Below are 19,545 nucleotides of genomic sequence, written 5' to 3'. Positions count from 1 at the left end.
AATAGATTTATAGGGGGTATGAAATAATGATAGGAAGTATATCTATAAGTGAGATAGAGGAAAAAAGATTTAAACTTGATGATTTGAGTAAGAAGATATGGAAAAATCCAGAAAAGGCATTTAAAGAGTTCAAAGCATGTGAAAATACAGCAAATTTTCTAAAAAGTGAAGGGTTTGATGTGGAAGTAGGGGTGGGAGGCTTAGCTACAGCTATTAAAGCTAGTTTTGGTTCAGGCAAACCAGTTATAGGTTTTATGGGAGAGTTTGATGCATTACCTGGTTTAAATCAAAAAGTTTCAACAAAGCAAGAAGCATTTGAACTGGGAGCTTATGGTCATGGATGTGGGCATAATTTATTATGTACTGCACATGTAGGAGCAGTAGTAGGACTTAAAAGAGAAATGATAGAAAAGAATTTAAGTGGAACTATAGTATTTTATGCATGTCCAGGAGAAGAACAATTAACAGGAAAAGGATTTATGGCTAGAGGAGGTGCATTTGAAGGTCTAGACTTAGCTATAAATTTCCATCCAAATAAAATTAGTGAAGCTACGGTTGGTATATCAACAGCTGTTAACTCTGTAAAATTTCATTTTAAGGGAAAAACTGCACATGCAGGGTCAGATCCTCAAAATGGAAGAAGTGCTTTAGATGCTGTAGAACTTACTAATGTAGGAGCTAATTATTTGAGAGAGCATGTTACTTCTGATGTAAGAATTCACTATACTATTACAGATGGAGGAGTAGCACCTAACATAGTTCCTGATAAAGCATCAGTATGGTATTATACAAGAGCCTTAAGTAGAGAAGCTGTAGAAAGTACATATGAAAGACTTATAAAAGTAGCAAAAGGAGCTGCAATGATGACTGAAACTGAGGTTGAAGTAGAGTTTTTAGGAGGATGCTATAATACTTTAAACAATCATGTTTTAGCAAATCTTGTATCAGAATGTATGAATGATATTAAACAAGAGCCTTGGACTCAAGAGGAATTGGATTTTGCAGCTGAGTTAGATAGACAAAGCCCACAACAATATAAGGCTATGATAAGTAAATATAATTTACCAGAAGGAACTCATCTATATTATGGTGGAGGAAATGTTACAAACTTTAATAGTTATGGCTCTACTGATATTGGAGATGTAATGCATATAGTTCCAACAGCATACTTTTTTACAGGATGTACAAATCTAGGTGCACCAGGTCATAGTTGGCAGTTTACATCCTGTGCAGGAAGTTCTATAGGAGAAAAAGGTATGATATATGCAGCGAAAATTATGGCTATGTTTGGAGCTAAAATATTAAACAATCCAGAAATAGCTAAAAAAGCAAAAGAAGAATTTGATAAATCTATAAATGGAAGAACATACAAATGCCCTATTCCAGAGGGTATTCCGACTCCTTAAAAGAGATGTAAAGTTCAAAATATAGAATTATAATTTTTATACTAGTTTATATACTTATAAAAAACGTGAAATTTTGTTGGTTGTTTGATTATAAATACTACAAAAGGTATATCTTATATTTGTGTTTTTAAGATATACCTTTTAAAAAATTATATAATTTTATTTATCATTCAAATATAAAATATTTTTATGCATTCTATATTTTAATACTCATTTTCTGATATAAATAATTTGTATACCCTTTCAGGTCTACCTTTTGTTGAGTTTTGTTTTTCATATAATATAGTAGCATTTCCAGACTTTAATAGACTACTTAGAAATCTATTGGCAGTTCTTACTGTTACATTTAAACAAGAAGATAATTCCTTAGGAGTAACTTCATCTCTTTGTAGGATTTCAGTAACGGATATAATCTTTTGAATAGTAAGAGTAGAAAGTTTAGAATTTTTAGCAATTGTATTTATGTGTGGAGTCACTTTATTTGAAACAGTAAGTAGCTTATCAGATAATAAAGGCCCTACTGTCTCATAATTTTCATTAACTAAGAAACTGTAGTTTAAAGGGTTTATTTTAGACTCCTTATTAGCACTTATTGCACTAGACATAGCTTGTTTTATATCATTACCGATTCCATATCCAACACATACCTTAATATCAATACTATTTTCAATAGATTCTTTTATATAACACGTAGTAAAATTTTTAGTTAATGATTTAATAGTTTCACATTTAGTGAAGATTTTAAAAGAATTACTATTTTTTTCAATTATAAAATCGGTTAATTTATCTTTTTTTATACTATTTAATATTTTATAAACTTGGTCTAGAGTATAATCATCATAATTTGTATCTTTAACTGTGATATATATTACACTTGGTTGATTTCCCTTCATTCTATGTAAATGAATATCTTTTATTAAGTTGTTAAAAGTACTTTTTAATAAACCTATATCAGGGTATATGAAATGAAAATTTACTCCTGCATCTTGTAACATAGGAACAATACTACTGAAACGAGTAGTAGAAAAATCAATTTTACCTTCATTCCATAAATTAATATGTTTTTTTGCAATATTTTTTTCGAGTTTTGCTATATCAGATAAACTCATTTTAGACGCATTTCTATTAATACTATTCATTAAGTCTCCAAATGTACCATTTGATAAATAATATGAGATGTCCTTTGGATTATCTGCCCAATCCATTAGGTCAAAGTATGCTCTAGAAAAATCTAATGTATTATATTTGAAAATAAGCTTTAGAAACATATCATAGTAACTTTGTAAATCAGTACCAAAATCAACTAAAGGTTTTTTTATAGTCCCAGCCTTTTTTGTAATAGCTTCCTTAGGAATAGGACCACTAACTGCAAATCCATCAAATTTATCTTCGATTTCTAGATACAAATCTCCAACATGAGAAAAATCTTTATAAATATATATTTCAATTTCTGCATTAATATTTAACTTTTTTATAGAATTCTCTACAAAATCTTTTAAAAATTCTGTTGTTATGATTGCTATTTTCATATATTACTTCCTTTTCAATTAGTATAATTATTTCATATTAAATCTTCTATATAATTTTTACTTTTTCTAGTCATGATAAAACTATTTCTCTCTTTACTATTATACATAATAATAGCATGACTAAATATTTATTGTCTAACTAATTATAATTTAAGAAGATATGTTAGCTAAATGTATATAAGTATACACATTAATGTTAAGATTAGGTGATAGAATTTAGGTGATAAATCCAATACTATAAATATAGGAGGTATGAAAAATATGATTAATACGAATTTGAAAAGACTAAGAAAAATACACCAGTACACACAAGAAGAGATAGCTGAAAAGCTTGATGTCTCTAGGCAATCAGTAGCAAAATGGGAAAGTGGAGAATCTACTCCAGATATAGATAGTTGCATTAAACTTACAAAATTGTACAATGTCAAACTAGATGACTTAGTTAATCATTCGGAAGAAAAAACAGGTATTATAGTACCACCTAAAGGAAAATTTTTCTTTGGAACTGTCATAGTTGGTGAACGTGGTCAGATTGTTATTCCAAAAGAAGCCAGAGATATATTTAATATAAATGCAGGAGATAAATTATTGATACTTGGAGATGAAGATAGAGGATTAGGAATTGTTCATCAACGTGATTTGATAAATTTTGTAGGTAGTATAGGAGTGGTAAGTAAAGAAGAGTGAGTTCTAGAGAGATTGTAAAAGGAGGATTAAAATATGAGTAAAGTAGTCTTTTTCAGTATTCCAGCATATGGTCATACTAATCCTACGATTGAAGTAGTTCGTGAATTGGTAAGTAGAGGTAATGAAGTATGGTATTATTCTTTTAAAGAATTCAAAGATAAAATTGAGGGTGCGGGAGCAAAATTTATTTGCTGTGATAAGTATCTTCCAGAATTACACCCTGGAGATGAGAGCAAAATAGGCAAGGATTTTGCTGGATTAATTGAGATGATTGTAGATACTACGATATCTTTTGATGTAAAAGTTTGTACAGAACTTAAAGATTTTAATCCAGATTGTATTGTATCAGATTCATTAAGTTTTTGGGGAAAGTTATTTGCACAAAAACTTAATATTCCATATATATGCTCTACAACAACTTTTGCAATTAATAAATATACAGCAAAAATGATGAAGCAAAGTTTTAGTGAAATTATTCGTATGATTTTTGGTATGCGACGCATTAATAAAAAAGTAAAGCTCTTACGAAAAAAAGGATATAAGGTAAAAAATTTTATTTCTATAGTTTCTAATGATAACGATGTGAATACTATTGTATATACATCAAAAGAATTTCAACCGAGGGTAGAAACTTTTTCTAGTAAGTATTCTTTTGTAGGACCATCAATATCAAAGGTGATTGTCGAATCTAAAGAGAGAAAGAAAAAACTAATATATATTTCACTTGGTACAATTAATAATAAAAATATTGAATTCTATGAAAACTGTATAAGTGCATTTAAAGATTATGATGTTGATGTAATTATGTCTGTGGGTCGAAATACTGATATTAAAAATTTAGGACATATACCAAATAATTTTAAGGTTGAAAATAGTGTTGAACAGATTATCATACTCCAAGAAGCTGATGTGTTTATTACTCATTGTGGAATGAATAGTGTTAATGAAAGTTTATATTATGGAGTACCCATGGTATTATTTCCACAACATTCAGAGCAGAGAATGGTAGCTAATAGAGTTGCTGATTTGGGGGCAGGACTTATGTTAAAAGAAAATAATACAGAATATATTAAGGATGCAGTATTTCAAGTTATGAATGACAGTGAATACAAACAAAATGCAAATAGACTCTCAAAAAGCTTTTATGATGCAGGAGGTTCAAAAAAAGCAGCTGATATAATATTACAGGTTATACATGATAGTAGATAAATTAAAGTATAGTGAGTTGATTAAGAATGTTAGAAAAATTTTGTCGAAATTTAATTGAGGATACTATTCCTTGGAATTGTATCTACCATTGAAATCCATGGAGGGGCTGTCAAATAACGATTTATAATTGTTAGCGTGACAGTCCCTTGTGTATTCAAATGTGAGTCTATTGAATATATTCCACATCTTGACGATTGTTTAGTAAAGTACTGAGAAAGAAGGTAGTCCATTTTTATATTTGATATCTGGGTTACCTTGAATAAGTGGAGATAGGTAATCTAAAGCATCATCAGTCACATGATTACATTCTTTATTTATCCACTCTATAGGGAAATACTTTGTCTTATTAGCTATTTTAGAAATATCAGTATGATTAACTTCATACTTATAAGGAGTATTACTTATTCTATTAATAGTAGCCATAACACCTGTATATCCTTTTTGAGAAAGTTCTAATCCATGTGCACCAACTTCAGCAGCTTGTCTTAAGTCAGTATCTGCAGCTAAATGTATAGCACATCTTTGTATTACGCCAAGTTCTAAAGTTTTTACTCTTGTTGTAATTGATGATGATACTATAAGGTCCTTTAGATAGTTACTTACTCCACCTAATTGAGAATGACCAAATTTATCATGAGTAGAAGTTTTTTGCTCACATATAAAGTTTCCATATTTATCTCTTATACCTTCTGATGCAACTATATAAACCTTATTTTTTTCTTTAAATACTCTTCTAACATCTTCTACAAACTTATCTTCATAGAATTCAATTTCTGGAAGGTATATTAAATCAACTAGTGGATTGTCGTCATTGAGTCTAGCCAGTGCAGAAGAAGCGGCTAACCAGCCAGTATCTCTACCCATAGTTTCAAGTATGAATATTCCATTATTTTTATATATAGAAAAATCTAAGTAAGTTTCCATTATTAGTGTAGAAATAAGCTTTGCAGCGGAACCAAATCCAGGACAGTTATCAGTTCCCAATAAATCATTATCTATTGTTTTGGGAATTCCTATAAACTTTATTTTACAAGTAGTGTTTTTACAGTATTGAGAAAATTTCATGACTGTGTCCATAGAGTCGTTTCCACCTATGTAAAATAATGTATCTATTTCATACTCATCTAGTATATTTATAACTCTGTCATAATCATAAGAATTTATTTTATAATCAGCTAGCTTATACCTACATGAACCAAGACCAGAAGAGGGGGTTTGTTTTAAATTTAGTACGTCTTCCTTATTTAAACATTCTGAATCTACTATATTCTTATTTAATATACCTTCGATTCCATTGATACCAAAATACACTTTATAAAAGTATTTAGTTTCTAAGTTCTTTTCATAAATACCAATGGCAGAAGCATTGATAACAGCTGTAGGGCCTCCAGATTGAGCAATAATACAGTTTCTCATTTTACATCTCCCCTTTATTAATATTATTATGAATGATGCTTTTTATTAAGCAAATTTGTATTTATAGTCTGATTATATATTAAGTGAACTAGTGATATCAATTGACCTAGTATAGACAATAAATGCCATAAGAATGTGGTAAAAAACTAACTTTTATACATAATTAATGTCTATAATTTACCACAATATAAAGGTAATTTTAAGGAGTAGTAAAACTGTTGTGAAAAGAATTATATCAGTGTAATATTAATTTACAAAGCAAAATAAGTTCACAAAAGCAGAATAAGTTCATACAAGAAATACAGACATCAATAAAAGTAATAATACGTTAAAAAGTATCAAAAACTAATATCTAATACTAATTAAAGTAAAATATGGAGGTACATAAATATGAAACACATAAAAATAGCAGCAGGATTAGCACATGTAAATTATGGGCACATATCAGCAGTAGTTAAGGAAGCAATGGATGCTGGCGTAGACTACGTACATTCAGATGCAGCAGATATGCATGACTTAAAAAATATGCAACTTATGGGTGGGCATCAAATAATAGAAGCAATAAGACCAGTAACAGATAAGCCAATAGAATGTCATATATACACAAGAGATTGTGATAGATTATTTATAGAAAAAATAGCGGCGGCAGGGTGCAATATGTTAATAATACCAGCTGAGCAATTCTTAGGAGCTCCTCTTGCATACATAATAAATTACTGTAGAGAATTTGGTATGAAAGTAGGATTAACAGTTGGATGTTACACACCATTATGTTTTGTTGATGAAGCTATATATGATATAGATAGATTACAAATAGTTGTTCATGGTGTTGATGAAACAGATGGAAAAGATAACTGGGGATGGAGAAAGAGTTCTGTTGATTTAGTTAAGAGAGCTAGAAAAATGATAGACGAAAAGAATCCTAAATGTGAGTTGGCAATAGATGGTGGATTAAGAGCAGATAATATGGAACCATTAATAGAGTGTAATCCAGATATTGTAATATTATCTTCAGCAATATTCAAAGATAAAGATGGTATAACAGCAGGTGTTAAGAATTGTAGAAAAGCTATAGATGAAGCAACTGCAAAATTTGGTTTAGAATAAGGTAAATAAACTATGATAAAAGAGATGCTTTCTTAATGTTTTAAGGAAGCATTACTTTTATGAAAAACTATGAGAAATCAGAATAATCTAATTGATTTTTTATACTGAAATAATGTAATTATTGGAGGTTATTAAATGAAAAAAGAAATGGTAAAAGACTATTTATTAATAACAATATCAGCATTTTTAATGGCATTAGCAGTTAATTTTTTCTTTGCAGAGCATACACTAGCTCCAGGAGGTATAACAGGATTATCTGTTGTACTTAGTACATTTTTATCAATGCCTGTTGAGAATATCTCTTTAGGAATATCTATGCCACTTCTAGTAATGGGAGTATTATTTTTGGGTAAAGGCTTTGGAATAAAAACATTATATATAACTCTTATGGGTCCATTATTCTTAAAAGTAATACCACAAACTCATATAACTGACAACTTATTAGTGGCAGGGATAATAGGTGGATTATTAGTGGGAACTGCTATAGGTATAGCGATAATAAGGGGATGTAGTACTGGTGGAACTGATTTAGTGGCCATGCTTATTAATAGGATAATTAAGTTCTTGAAGTTACCAGTTATACTATTTATTTTAGATGGATTTATAATAGTTGCATCTGGAATCATAAGTAAGAACTTTATGATATCTATATATTCATTAATATCTTTGCTATTAATAATAAAAACAATAGGGTTTGTAACTACAAAATTTGCAAAAAATACTGAAGAAACTAACAATATGAATAGTGCTTGTACTCAATAAAATAGTAAAATTTACTTTAAATATAAAAAATATCAAGATAACTTAAGTCATCTTGATATTTTTTATGTTTATTTAAATGATAGTATTTTATTTTTTTCAGAATATAGCTTTTTAATAATTGTACTAAGTCTAGAGATATCATGCTTGCTTAAAAGGGCATTTATATTTATCAACTCAGCATGATGTTCAAAGTCTACAGGAGCAGTAGTTAGTATTAAGTCTACATCTTCAAAATTTGTAAATGAAATAGAAGAGATGGGGATAGATTCAACTATATTAATCTGGTTAAACTCAAAGCTTAATTTTTGAACTAATAAGTTGGATACACCAGCACTACAATGACATATTAAAACAGTATTTAAGGGAGCTTTGTTTCTATCTATTGCTGATATTAAATATAAAGTAAGATATCCTATTTCATCTTCATTGACCTCGTAATTCATCAAACGTTTAATAACAGTATTAGACTCTTTGGCAGCCTTATATGTGTATGGAAATGTTCTCTTTATATCATTTAATATGGGATTTGTAATAGTAAATCCATAATTTATTCGGTGTAAAACTGACTTAAGGTGATTAGCAAGAGATTTTATTAATACTAAATCTTCTTTTAAATTTAGATTTAGTATATCACCCCAATAAGTAGCTATTGCTTCAGATAGATTATACTCTGTAATTTCTTCACTTCTAAGGGGTTCAAGAGTAGTTATTTTCTTTATTGATTTGAGTAATCCCTCTATATGAAGAAGAATATAACAAACCTCTTCATCAATAAATTCTACATCAAAAGCTTCACTTAGATTAGAGCATAAGGTTTTTGATTTTCCAAAGCACTCATGTTCTAATAATTCTTTAAAAAAACTTTCAGATAAGTTAATATATCTGTTAATAGAAATTCTTTTAATACATATAGCTATATGTATTAAGAAATTTATATAATACTCATCACTGAGATTACTTTTTTCTACTTGTAAAGTATGTAGAGTAATTTGAGATAATTTCTCGAAATCATAATTGAATAACTCCTTAAATATTTTTGTTGAAGGAGTATCCTTATCTTTATCAGATATCGAGAATAATATTTCTTTAAGTTCAGTATAACTTTTATTAGAAGTAGCAAGTTCAAAAATTGCCTTTCTAATATCTTTTTCTTTACCTTCTAGATATACACCATTATTGGTTTTTCTAACTAGTACTACTTTAAAGTTTTGCAAAAACTTTTGAATAACTACCAAGTCCTTATGCACAGTGGCTCTACTAACATGTAGTTCATTGCAAATATCACGAATCCTAAACTTAGAATTTTTAATAAACAATTTACTCAAAATATATCTTTTTCTATCTTCAGGAGAGTACGCATATATACAATTTGATTTATCGTTGATATCTCTAATAACTTTAAGTTTTATATCTTCATTACCTAGAATAATAACTCCTGAACCCGTCTTTTTATCTAAGGATAAGTCAAACTCTAAAAGCCATTCATCTAAAATAACAAGGTCATTACGAATAGTTTTATTACTAACATTTAATTCTTCAGCAATAGTATTTACAGTAATATAGTCTGAACTATTTAGCAATAATTCTGCAATATCTAATAATCTTTTGTTCAATGCAAACCCTCCTAAATCTTAATTGCTATTTATTAACTTGGGACCAATCTTTTTCAAAAGTATTGGTACCATCTACTGTAAGCTGGTTAAAAGAAGCTTTTTTAAATAAATCATATGTTACAGCTGCATAATCACATCCACAAAGAGATGCTTGAGTTAAGTGGAATACATTTTTAATAGAAGCTGCAACAACTTTAGTATTATATCCATTTATTGATATAAGGTTACATATTTCTGTAAGGTTTTTTATACCATCATATCCATTTTCATCATTTCTACCTATGAAAGGGAATAGGTAATCAGCACCTGCATTTATAGCTAATGACGCTTGATTTGTATTAAAAATTAAGGTGCATGCAGTTTTTACACCTTTACCATTCAATATGTTTATAAGTTCTAAGCCAACTTCAGAAAAATTTATTTTTATTATAGTGTTCTTGTTTATATTTGATATCTTATCACAAGACTCAAGTAATTCATATAAATCATTTCCTATAACTTCAGCAGTTAATATTTCTGGATTTAAATTAGTACATGCTTCAATGAATTCATAAAAGTTTACATTTTCTTTAAGATACATAGATGGATTAGCTGTTATTCCTTTAAATCCATACCTTAAACACTTTTGAATTTCATCAAGATTTGCACTATCTATTAAATATTTCATAATTTAATTCTCCTTTAATTTATTTATTACAATAAAAGTACTCTTTTATTAGCTATAGACGTCCTCTGAATACAATAATTTTTATTTATAAGATATTAAGTTAATTATACAATAAGATTGTTTATAAAATTATCACATGACTACTTAATAAAATTTACATAATGATATGGTAATAATAAAACATTGATTGTTTATTAATTGCCATAAGCTTTAGTAAATAAGAGTTAACAGTTAAAGTATTGCCTTAAAAATCCTGTGATAGGTATAATTTGAATATGAAGGCAATAATTTAAGGGAGGAAAAATATGATTAACTTTTATCAACCATCAAGAATCAATTTTGGACAAGGAACTTTAAGTGAGTTACCTAGAATAATAGGAAAATATGGAAAGAAATGTTTGTTAGTTACTACTCCAAATGTAGAGCCATTAGACAAGTTATATGAAAGAGTTAGATTAGATTTAACAGGAAAAGGTATAGAAGTTGTACACTTTGATAAGGTACAGCCAAATCCAACTGTAGAGCTAATAAATGAAGGCTTTGAGTTAGCTAAAAAAGAATCTGTAGATGTTGTTTTAGCTGTTGGTGGAGGTTCAAGTATAGATACTGCTAAAATATTAGCCTTAACTTTTGGACTAGAAAAAATAGATTGGGATTATATGTTTAATACATATACAAATGCATTTAAAATATATGATAAAGTAAGTGAAAAAGAATTACCATTAATAGCTGTATCAACTACTTCTGGAACAGGAAGCCAAGTTACACAAGCAGCAGTAATATCAAGAGGAAGCGAGAAAAATACAATATTCCATCAAAATTGTTTCTCAAGAGAATGTATAGTAGACCCAGAACTTATGCTGACTTTACCAGAGAGAATTACTGCATCAACAGCATTTGATGCCTTTACTCATGCATTTGAAAGTTACATAAACCCAAATGCTAATGATTTTACAGAGATAATGTCTGAAAAATCTATGGAATTAGTTGTTAACTATCTACCTAAGGTAATGGAAGAAAAAAACAATATAGAATATAGAACAAAACTAGCAGTGGCAGATACATTAGGTGGAAGCTCACTAGCAAATGCTGGAGCAGCAGCACCACATCCACTAAGTGAGATAATAGGAGGGGTTACACATATTCCTCATGGTGAAGCTTTAGCTATAGTATTCCCAGCATTTACAGAAAAGTTCTGTGACAATAATATAGCTAAATTTGCTAAAGTAGCTAGAATATTCAACAAAGAATTAGAAAATGTAGAAGATAATGAAGCAGCTAAAGCTTTAAAGAATGAAATAGAAAGTTTTTTAAAGAATGTAGGCCTTAAGACAAAAATGTCTGAGTTTAATGTTACAAGAGAGCAGTTAGAAGAAATAATAAGTTGTCCAGTTTTAGGATTTTTACCTTTTGGAAAGAAAGAAGACCTTGTTGAAATATTAGAAAAATCTTACTAGGATGTGATACAAATGAGCTATAAATTAATTTGCACTGATATGGACGGGACTTTAATGGGTAAAGGATTTGAAATATCAGAAGAAAATATTAAAGCATTAAAAGAAGCTATGGAAAAGGGAATTAAGGTAGCATTAGTTACAGGAAGACCTTATAATGTTATGAGATACTTTACAAGCATTTTAGGTGATGATATATATGTTATTTCAACTAATGGAACATATTTTAATTTACCAGGATATGAGTATAAAAAAGCTTTAAGTAAAGATGCACTAGAAAAGATATACACAATAGGTGAAAAATATAATTTAAATAGACATTTTAAGGGATGTAGAAGAATTATAGCTAACAATGAAATAGGAGAAGAACATCCATACAGATTAGTAAACAGTAAAAATAAAGAAGAAGACAGAATTGAAATAATAGAAAATGCAAGCTGTGAAATTTTACTAGAAAGAGCTGAAGATGAGATTTTAAAGTGTATACTATTTTCAGAAGACTCAGAGTCTCTAAAAAAAGCAAAGAGTGAGCTTAAAAAACAAGGAGATTTAGAAGTAGTAAGTTCTGGAAAGATAAATTTTGAAGTTATGAGTAAAGGTACTTCAAAAGGTATTGCAGTTAAAAAGTTTTGTGAGATATTAGGTATAGATAGCAAAGAAGTTATTTGTATAGGTGATAATGAAAATGATATATCTATGATTGAATTTGCAGGTCTTGGTATTGCTATGGGAAATGCTATAGATGAAGTAAAGTCTAAGGCGGATTTTGTAACTGATACAAATGTAAATGATGGAGTAGCAAAGGCTTTAAGAAAAGTATTAGCATAAAATTTTATAGTATGGAGAGTGTGTTATGTTTAACATATTTAAGAAAAAAGAAAATAAGACTGAGAAGATATATAGTCCATTTAAGGGAAATTTAGTTAATTTAGAAGATGTCCCAGATTTAGCTTTTGCTCAAAAGATGATGGGAGATGGAGTAGCTATAATACCGAGCGAGGGAAAGTTATATTCTCCTGTTGATGGTGAAATAGTCAGCATATTTGATTCAAAGCATGCTGTAATGATTAAGAGTGCTGATGGAACAAACATGTTAATACATGTAGGATTAGAGACAGTATCACTAGAAGGAAAACCATTTGATGTTAAGGTAAAGGCAGGAGATAAGGTAAAAGCTAAAGATTTAATAATGGAAGTAGATTTGGATATTATAAAATCAAATGATTTACACGTAATAACTCCTGTAGTAATAATGGATGATGTGGATGCTGTTAAGAGAATAATAAAGTATAGGCTAGAACCTAGAAATGTAGATATCAATAGTGTGATAATGGAAATTGAATAGATATAAAGAGGCTATCTCAAAATAGAGATAAGCCTCTTTTTCATTGTTGAAATGGTGAAAATATATTTGATTTCACACAACAAAGAATGTCTCATGGACTAAAAAGTTCATTTTGAGAGACTCTCTTTTTGAGATATTTTATTAGAAGTAAGTTACATTAAATTTAGAGATAACAGTTAATTAAAATGTTAATAAATGGTAGATTATGATTTTGTCACAATCTGTTGATTATTTACCGTATCATTATGGTAATTTAGAGAAGTATTTGAAATATTGAAAAAACAATATTCAAAATTTATAATGTAGATATGAACTTAAATGCTTTGTAAAACTAATATAAAGGGGTGATAAATAATTAAGATGATAGTAAATAAAGAGCTAATTATTGATTATTTAAAATCCAATCAAGAGAACATAGTAAAAGATATTGCGAGTCTAGTTGAGATACCTTCAGTTAGAGATGAAAGTACAATAGATATAAATCAGCCATTTGGGGTAGAAATAAGAAATGCATTTGATAAGCTTATTCAAATAGCAAAAGACAAAGATTTTGTTGTAAAAGATTTTGATGGATATGCAATCCATATAGAATATGGAGAAGGCGAAGAAGTAGTTGGGGTACTTAATCATATAGATGTTGTACCAATATATACTAAAGAGCTGTGGAAGAGTGAACCTTTTAAAGTTTGTGAAAAAGATAATTATCTTTATGGTAGAGGCGTTAATGATAACAAAGGACCTTTGGTAGGAATTTTATATGCATTACTTTTCTTAAGGCAACTTAATGAAAAACCAAAGAGAAAGATTAGATTGATAGTAGGTGGAGCTGAAGAAACAACTTGGGAATGTATGGAGCATTACTTTAGCATCAATGAACAGCCAAAGTTTGCATTTTCTCCAGATGGAAACTTCCCAATAGTAAATGGAGAGAAGGGTATTTTGTACTTTAATCTAAAAAAGGAAATAAAAGAAGATAGACTTAGAAATCACAATTTAGTTGAGATAAAGTCAAATAAAGAAGATGGATTTGTATGTAATAAAATTGAAGCTATTTTTAAAACTAATGATAAGGAAGATTTAATAAAATTATTGGTTTATTATACAGAGATAGAAGAAATTGAAGAAGATAAAATATTAGTAAGATATATAGGAAAAAGGGCTTTATCAAGGAACCCACACAGGTCGTATAACTGTGCATTCAATTTAGCAAAGGACTTAGATAAAATCAAAAAGCTAAATGATAAAGGAATCATAATAAAAGATATTTTAAATTCATACTTTACAGATGATAATCATGGAAAAAAATTAGGATTATATACAGAAGATGTAGATATGGGAATTTCTACAATATGTATAATGAGCCTTTTATTAGAAAAAAATGAGTTAAGTATGAAAATAGATTTTAGATATCCTAAGGGTATAAGTTGGGAATTTATAATTAATAAAATCAATGAACTTGGAAAAAAAGAAAATTTAATAGTTAATATATATAAGGATTTAAAACTATTGTATGTAGAACCAGATAGTAAGTTAATAAATAAGTTATCAATTGCATATAAACAAGTTTTTGGAAAAGAAGCAGAACTTTTTACAAAAGGAGCTGCATCTTATGCAAGGGTATTAGAAAATGGAGTTGCATTTGGTCCCACAATAGAGGGAGATATTCCAAATTCACACCAGGCAAATGAAAACATAAGTATGGACACACTATATAAAGCTATAGAAGTTTATATATATGCATTATATAGTTTAGCATTTCAATAAAAATGGAGGAAATAATACTATGAAGGATAAATTACAAGTACTTTCTGGAGCAATGATGATTCCTGTTATATTACTTGTTGTAGCAGGAGTATTTATAGGATTAGGGTCAGCTTTTGCAAATATGGAAAACGTTTCTGCTTTAGGGCTCAGCGGGTTAATACAGGAAGGTTCATTTATAAATGTATTCTTTAAAGTAATAAATGACCTAGGATTTATGGTAATGAGATATTTACCTATATTCTTTGTTACTGGTATAGCTTTTGGATTATCTAAAAAGGAAAAAGGGTGGGGTGCATTAGGAGGAATTGTTTTATTCATAGGAATGCACACAGTTATAAACACATTATTAGTAGCAAATGGTATAAATTCAGACACAGTTACAGCGGAAGCATTTATGGCATCTGGATTAGGTGAGGCAGAAGCATATAGTCGTAGCTCATTATATGGTTCTTTCTTAGGAATATTATCATATGACTGTAGTATATTTGGAGCTATAATAGCAGGTTTTGTGGCTAGTGCAGTACATAACAAATTTGTTGACACAGAACTTCCTAGTGCATTATCTTTTTTCTCAGGAGCAAGGTCTTCAATGATTATGATGTTTATAGCAGCAATAGTATTAGGCACAGGAATGTACTTCATATGGCCACCAATAGGTTTAGCATTATCTAAGCTTGGTAATTGGATAGGTTCAAGTGGATTATTAGGAACGTTTACTTTTGGAGCAATGGATAAAGCGTTATTACCATTTGGGATACACCACTTAATTGCATTTCCTATAGAATACACAAGAGTAGGTGGAACAATGGAAGTAGGTGGAGCAATTTACGAAGGTGTTAACAATATCAGATTGGCTCAAATGGGAGACCCAGATACACTATCTTATATTACTCGTAATTTTACAACAGGGCGATTACTAATACATTTTGCAATATTACCAGCAGCAGCTTTAGCTATGTACAAGTTATCCGATAATGTTAATAAGAAAAAAGCCCTAAGTATATTGATACCAGCAATAGTGACAGCTATGCTAGTAGGAGTAACAGAACCTATAGAATATACATTCCTGTTTGTTGCACCATTATTGTACTTTGTGGCATATGTTCCACTAGCAGGATTAACATATGTGTTTACAGAGATGTTTAATGTTTCTATAATGGGTGAATCATTTAGAAATATGTTCCCTAACTTATTACAACCTCAAAAGGTAGATGCATTACCTCTATTATTTTTAATACCAATATTCTTTATAGTTACTTATGTAATATTTACATGGGCAATTAAGAAGTTTGATATAAAAACACCAGGAAGAAGTTCAGAAGAAGTTAAGCTTTACAGTAAGAAAGAATATAGAGAAAAACAATCTGCAGGTGCTGTTAAATCTACAGACAATGGGACAGTAGAAGATAAGGATACAGAACTTGTATATTCTATAATAGAAGGTTTAGGAGGGAGTGACAATATAAAAAACATTACGAACTGCGCAACTAGACTTAGAGTAGAGTTAAATTCAATAGATGGATTTTATGAAGATTGTTTTTGGGTAAATGAGTTAGGAGCAAGCGGAGTTGTTAAAAAGAAAAACTCAGTTCAAGTTATATTTGGACCAAGGGTTATTACAATAGCATCTAAGGTTAAAGCTGTATTAGGTGTAGATTAATAGATGTAGAGCCATACAAGCTAAAATAAGGACGCTTCTCTATTTTTATGCTATAATTTAAACATATTTATAACAATTAAGGGGAAAACAATGCAGGAATCAAAACAACTAATTATAAATTCAAAATATAGTAATTTATTAAATGAACTAAAGAAAAGCTTAAAAGAATGTAAAGCATTTTATTTTAGTGTAGCATTTATAAATTATAGTGGAGTACAGTTGTTGCTAGATACATTTAAAGAATTAGAAGAAAAAAATGTAAAAGGCAAGATAATAACTACTACATATCTAAATTTTACAGAGCCAAAAGCATTAGAAAAAATAAAAGAATTTAATAATGTAGATATGAAAATATTCATAGCAGATAAAGAAAAAGGTTTTCATACAAAGGTATACATTTTTGAAAATGTAGACCATTATAAAATTATAATAGGTTCTTCAAACATTACTCAAAGTGCATTAAAAAGCAATATAGAATGGAATGTAAAGATAGTTTCAAAAGAAGAGGAGCCATTTATAAAGGATGTATTAAAGGAGTATGACAACCTTTGGAAGATGAGTTCAAATCTTAATGATGAAGTGTTACAAAGATATATGTTATTTCTAAATGAAATTAAGAGAACAGAATTAAAAAGAAAAATGGTGTTTGATAATTTTGTACCTATTAGACCTAATAAGATGCAGATAAAAGCTATGGAAAATCTAGAAAGGCTAAGGGTTCATGGAGAAAATAAAGCTTTAGTTATTGCAGCTACTGGGACAGGGAAAACATATATGTCCGCATTTGATGTAATGGAATTTAAACCGAAGAGATTATTATTCATAGTTCATAGGGAAGAAATTTTAAAGAAGTCAAAAGAAACATTTGATAGATTATTAAGAGAAAGAAATTTAAAAACAGGTTTATTTACTGGCAATAAAAAAAACTATGAGGCAAATTATCTATTTGCAACGATACAGACTATGAATAAGCATTATACTGAATTTGAAGAGGATTATTTCAATTATATTATAGTTGATGAAGCTCATCATAGTGCTAGTAAATCATATCTAAATGTTTTGAATTACTTTAAACCTCAGTTTACATTAGGTATGACTGCTACTCCAGAGAGATGTGATAGTTTAAGTGTATTTGAGCTTTTTGATAATAATGTTGCCTTAGAAGTTAGATTGCATGAAGCACTTGAAGAAGATTTAGTAATACCATTTCATTACTTTGGTATAACAGATGTTGAGGGTGTAGATTTAGAGGATATTAATTTAGATGATACATCAGAATTGGCTAAACGTTTAATGATACATAAAAGAGTAGATTTTATTATTGAAAAAATGAAATTTTATGGACATGATGGACAGTTTAGAAAATTATTAGGATTTTGTGTAAATATAGAACATGCAAGATATATGGCTGAAGAGTTTAAAAAAAGAGGTATAAATAGTGTTGCACTTTGTGGCGAGGATTCTATTGATAAAAGACAAGAATACATTAAACTACTAGAAAGTAATAAGGATAGCCTACAGGCTATATTTACTGTTGATATTTTTAATGAAGGTGTTGATATACCTTCTATAAATACAGTTTTAATGTTACGACCTACTGCATCTCCTATAATATTTATTCAACAATTAGGGAGAGGACTTAGAAAAAGTGGAGATAAAGAATTTTTAACAGTACTTGATTTTATAGGAAATCATAATAAGACATTTTTAATAGCTATAGCTTTAAATGGTGCAAGATATTATGATAAGGATAGTATAAAAGTAGCTGTAAGTACTGATTTTGCTAATATACCAGGATGTACTCATATTCAAATTGATGAGATTTCCAAGGAAAGGATTCTAACACAAATTGATGGAGAAAATTTCAGGTCAGCACAATATTTGAGAGAAGAGTATAATCAGTTCAAAATATTATGTGGAGGAAAAGTACCATATTTGTTATTAGATTATATAAAATTTGATGGCTCACCAGACCCAGTTAAGTTTATAGATAAAGATGGGACCTATTTAAGTTTTGTAGGTAAAACAGAAAAGGATGATAGTATTAAAACTTTATTAATGGATGAAGATTTTGAAAAAATATTAAGAGAATTAAATACTAGTCTACCTTTAAAAAGAATAAATGAATTTATTATACTTAAATATTTATTAAATCATGATAGTATTAGCATAGAAATAGCAAGTAATGAAATATTGAAGTATATTAATAAAGTAGACCATGATAGTATAATTCATGCTTTTGAATGTTTAAATCATCAATATTGTGATTCATCAATAATAAAAAATAAGGTTAAACTAATAGAGTATGAAAGGAATACTTTATATAGAAGTAGTATATTTAATCAAATAATTAATGATAAAAAATATAGAAAATATATAGAGGATGCTATTAATTATGGTATTATTAGATATGAAAAAGAGTTCAAAGAAGATTATTATGGAGTACCATTCTTAAAGTTATATGAACAGTACAAAATGATTGATATAGCATTACTTTCTAATTATAGAAAGATTCATTCTTCATTTAGGGGTAGTGGACTTTTAGCTAATGGGAATGAATATTTCCTGTTTATCGATTTGCATAAGGAAGAAGGAATAGACGAAAGAATAAACTATAAGGATAAATTTTTAAATCAAAATTATTTTCAGTGGCAATCTCCAAATTCTACACGACAGTTGACTGATAGAGGTAAGAATTTAATTCATAATAAAGATAGAAAAGTTAACTTACATTTATTTGTGAGAAAATATAAAGAAATAGATAAGAAGGCACAGCCATATATTTATATAGGTAAAGGTGACACTGTAGAATACAGTGGGGAGAAACCTATAACAATGAAAATAAAACTTCATCAAGAAGTTCCTGTTAAAATATATAGAGAATTTATAAAAAAAGTAGAGATAATGAAATAGGGATATATCAATA

General features: G+C 28.7%; 15 protein-coding genes and 1 pseudogene. 12 read left to right on the top strand and 4 right to left on the bottom strand.

Annotated features, from left to right (window positions below; translation table 11 throughout):
- Positions 1-26: 26 nt before the first annotated feature.
- Entirely contained in the window at positions 27-1,406 is a 1,380-nt protein-coding gene (locus tag ACTG45_RS16910) for a M20 family metallopeptidase (RefSeq protein ID WP_479919457.1), read from the top strand.
- 203 nt (positions 1,407-1,609) lie between these two features.
- Here the strand turns inward: ACTG45_RS16910 and ACTG45_RS16905 are convergent, their stop codons facing one another.
- The gene (locus tag ACTG45_RS16905) at positions 1,610-2,935 is read right to left on the bottom strand and encodes a hypothetical protein (RefSeq protein ID WP_479919456.1); all 1,326 of its coding nucleotides are present in this window, start codon (positions 2,933-2,935) and stop codon (positions 1,610-1,612) included.
- A gap of 252 nt (positions 2,936-3,187) precedes the next feature.
- Here ACTG45_RS16905 and ACTG45_RS16900 point away from each other — a divergent pair.
- From ACTG45_RS16900 to ACTG45_RS16890, 3 genes and pseudogenes are all read left to right on the top strand, one after another.
- A pseudogene (locus tag ACTG45_RS16900) lies at positions 3,188-3,379 on the top strand (helix-turn-helix transcriptional regulator); the annotation flags it as partial.
- A gap of 27 nt (positions 3,380-3,406) precedes the next feature.
- Positions 3,407-3,622 carry an AbrB/MazE/SpoVT family DNA-binding domain-containing protein gene (locus ACTG45_RS16895; protein WP_479918803.1) on the top strand — a complete coding sequence of 72 codons (216 nt, stop codon included), beginning with the start codon at positions 3,407-3,409 and terminating at the stop codon, positions 3,620-3,622.
- 33 nt (positions 3,623-3,655) lie between these two features.
- On the top strand, positions 3,656-4,831 hold the full coding sequence (locus ACTG45_RS16890) for a macrolide family glycosyltransferase (protein WP_479917510.1): 1,176 nt from the start codon (positions 3,656-3,658) through the stop codon (positions 4,829-4,831).
- A gap of 198 nt (positions 4,832-5,029) precedes the next feature.
- Here ACTG45_RS16890 and ACTG45_RS16885 read toward each other — a convergent pair whose 3' ends face one another.
- Positions 5,030-6,247 (bottom strand): 6-phosphofructokinase, encoded by a 1,218-nt coding sequence (locus ACTG45_RS16885; RefSeq protein ID WP_479917509.1) that lies wholly within the window; start codon positions 6,245-6,247, stop codon positions 5,030-5,032.
- Positions 6,248-6,637: 390 nt separating this feature from the next.
- Between ACTG45_RS16885 and ACTG45_RS16880 the strand changes: the two genes are divergently transcribed.
- Complete coding sequence (locus tag ACTG45_RS16880) at positions 6,638-7,354, top strand: ribulose-phosphate 3-epimerase (RefSeq protein WP_479917508.1); 717 nt, start codon at positions 6,638-6,640, stop codon at positions 7,352-7,354.
- A 135-nt stretch (positions 7,355-7,489) separates the two neighbouring features.
- Positions 7,490-8,116 carry a YitT family protein gene (locus ACTG45_RS16875; RefSeq protein WP_021386047.1) on the top strand — a complete coding sequence of 209 codons (627 nt, stop codon included), beginning with the start codon at positions 7,490-7,492 and terminating at the stop codon, positions 8,114-8,116.
- A 68-nt stretch (positions 8,117-8,184) separates the two neighbouring features.
- On the opposite strand, the gene ACTG45_RS16870 is transcribed toward ACTG45_RS16875, so the two are convergent.
- Both ACTG45_RS16870 and ACTG45_RS16865 read right to left on the bottom strand, forming a co-directional pair.
- Positions 8,185-9,729, bottom strand: a complete 1,545-nt coding sequence (locus ACTG45_RS16870; RefSeq protein WP_479917507.1) for a BglG family transcription antiterminator — start codon at positions 9,727-9,729, stop codon at positions 8,185-8,187.
- Between the two features lie 25 nt (positions 9,730-9,754).
- Complete coding sequence (locus tag ACTG45_RS16865) at positions 9,755-10,396, bottom strand: transaldolase family protein (RefSeq protein ID WP_021385967.1); 642 nt, start codon at positions 10,394-10,396, stop codon at positions 9,755-9,757.
- Positions 10,397-10,701: 305 nt separating this feature from the next.
- On the opposite strand from ACTG45_RS16865, the gene ACTG45_RS16860 reads away from it, so the two are divergent.
- From ACTG45_RS16860 to ACTG45_RS16835, 6 genes are all read left to right on the top strand, one after another.
- A complete protein-coding gene (locus ACTG45_RS16860; RefSeq protein WP_021386097.1) occupies positions 10,702-11,853 on the top strand; it encodes an iron-containing alcohol dehydrogenase in 1,152 nt (383 codons plus the stop codon).
- A gap of 12 nt (positions 11,854-11,865) precedes the next feature.
- Complete coding sequence (locus ACTG45_RS16855) at positions 11,866-12,678, top strand: Cof-type HAD-IIB family hydrolase (RefSeq protein WP_479919455.1); 813 nt, start codon at positions 11,866-11,868, stop codon at positions 12,676-12,678.
- A gap of 25 nt (positions 12,679-12,703) precedes the next feature.
- Entirely contained in the window at positions 12,704-13,195 is a 492-nt protein-coding gene (locus tag ACTG45_RS16850; protein WP_021386018.1) for a PTS sugar transporter subunit IIA, read from the top strand.
- A 360-nt stretch (positions 13,196-13,555) separates the two neighbouring features.
- Entirely contained in the window at positions 13,556-14,959 is a 1,404-nt protein-coding gene (locus ACTG45_RS16845) for a Sapep family Mn(2+)-dependent dipeptidase (protein WP_479919454.1), read from the top strand.
- A gap of 19 nt (positions 14,960-14,978) precedes the next feature.
- Positions 14,979-16,619: a PTS transporter subunit EIIC gene (locus ACTG45_RS16840; RefSeq protein WP_479919453.1), complete on the top strand. Its 1,641-nt coding sequence runs from the start codon at positions 14,979-14,981 to the stop codon at positions 16,617-16,619.
- A gap of 90 nt (positions 16,620-16,709) precedes the next feature.
- Positions 16,710-19,532, top strand: coding sequence for a DEAD/DEAH box helicase (locus tag ACTG45_RS16835; protein ID WP_479919452.1), 2,823 nt, complete (start codon positions 16,710-16,712; stop codon positions 19,530-19,532).
- Positions 19,533-19,545 lie beyond the last annotated feature (13 nt).

Source organism: Clostridioides sp. LIBA-7602, from assembly GCF_056688945.1.
The sequence above is the reverse complement of the archived record's forward strand: the minus strand, read 5'-3'. Positions and strand labels throughout refer to the sequence as shown.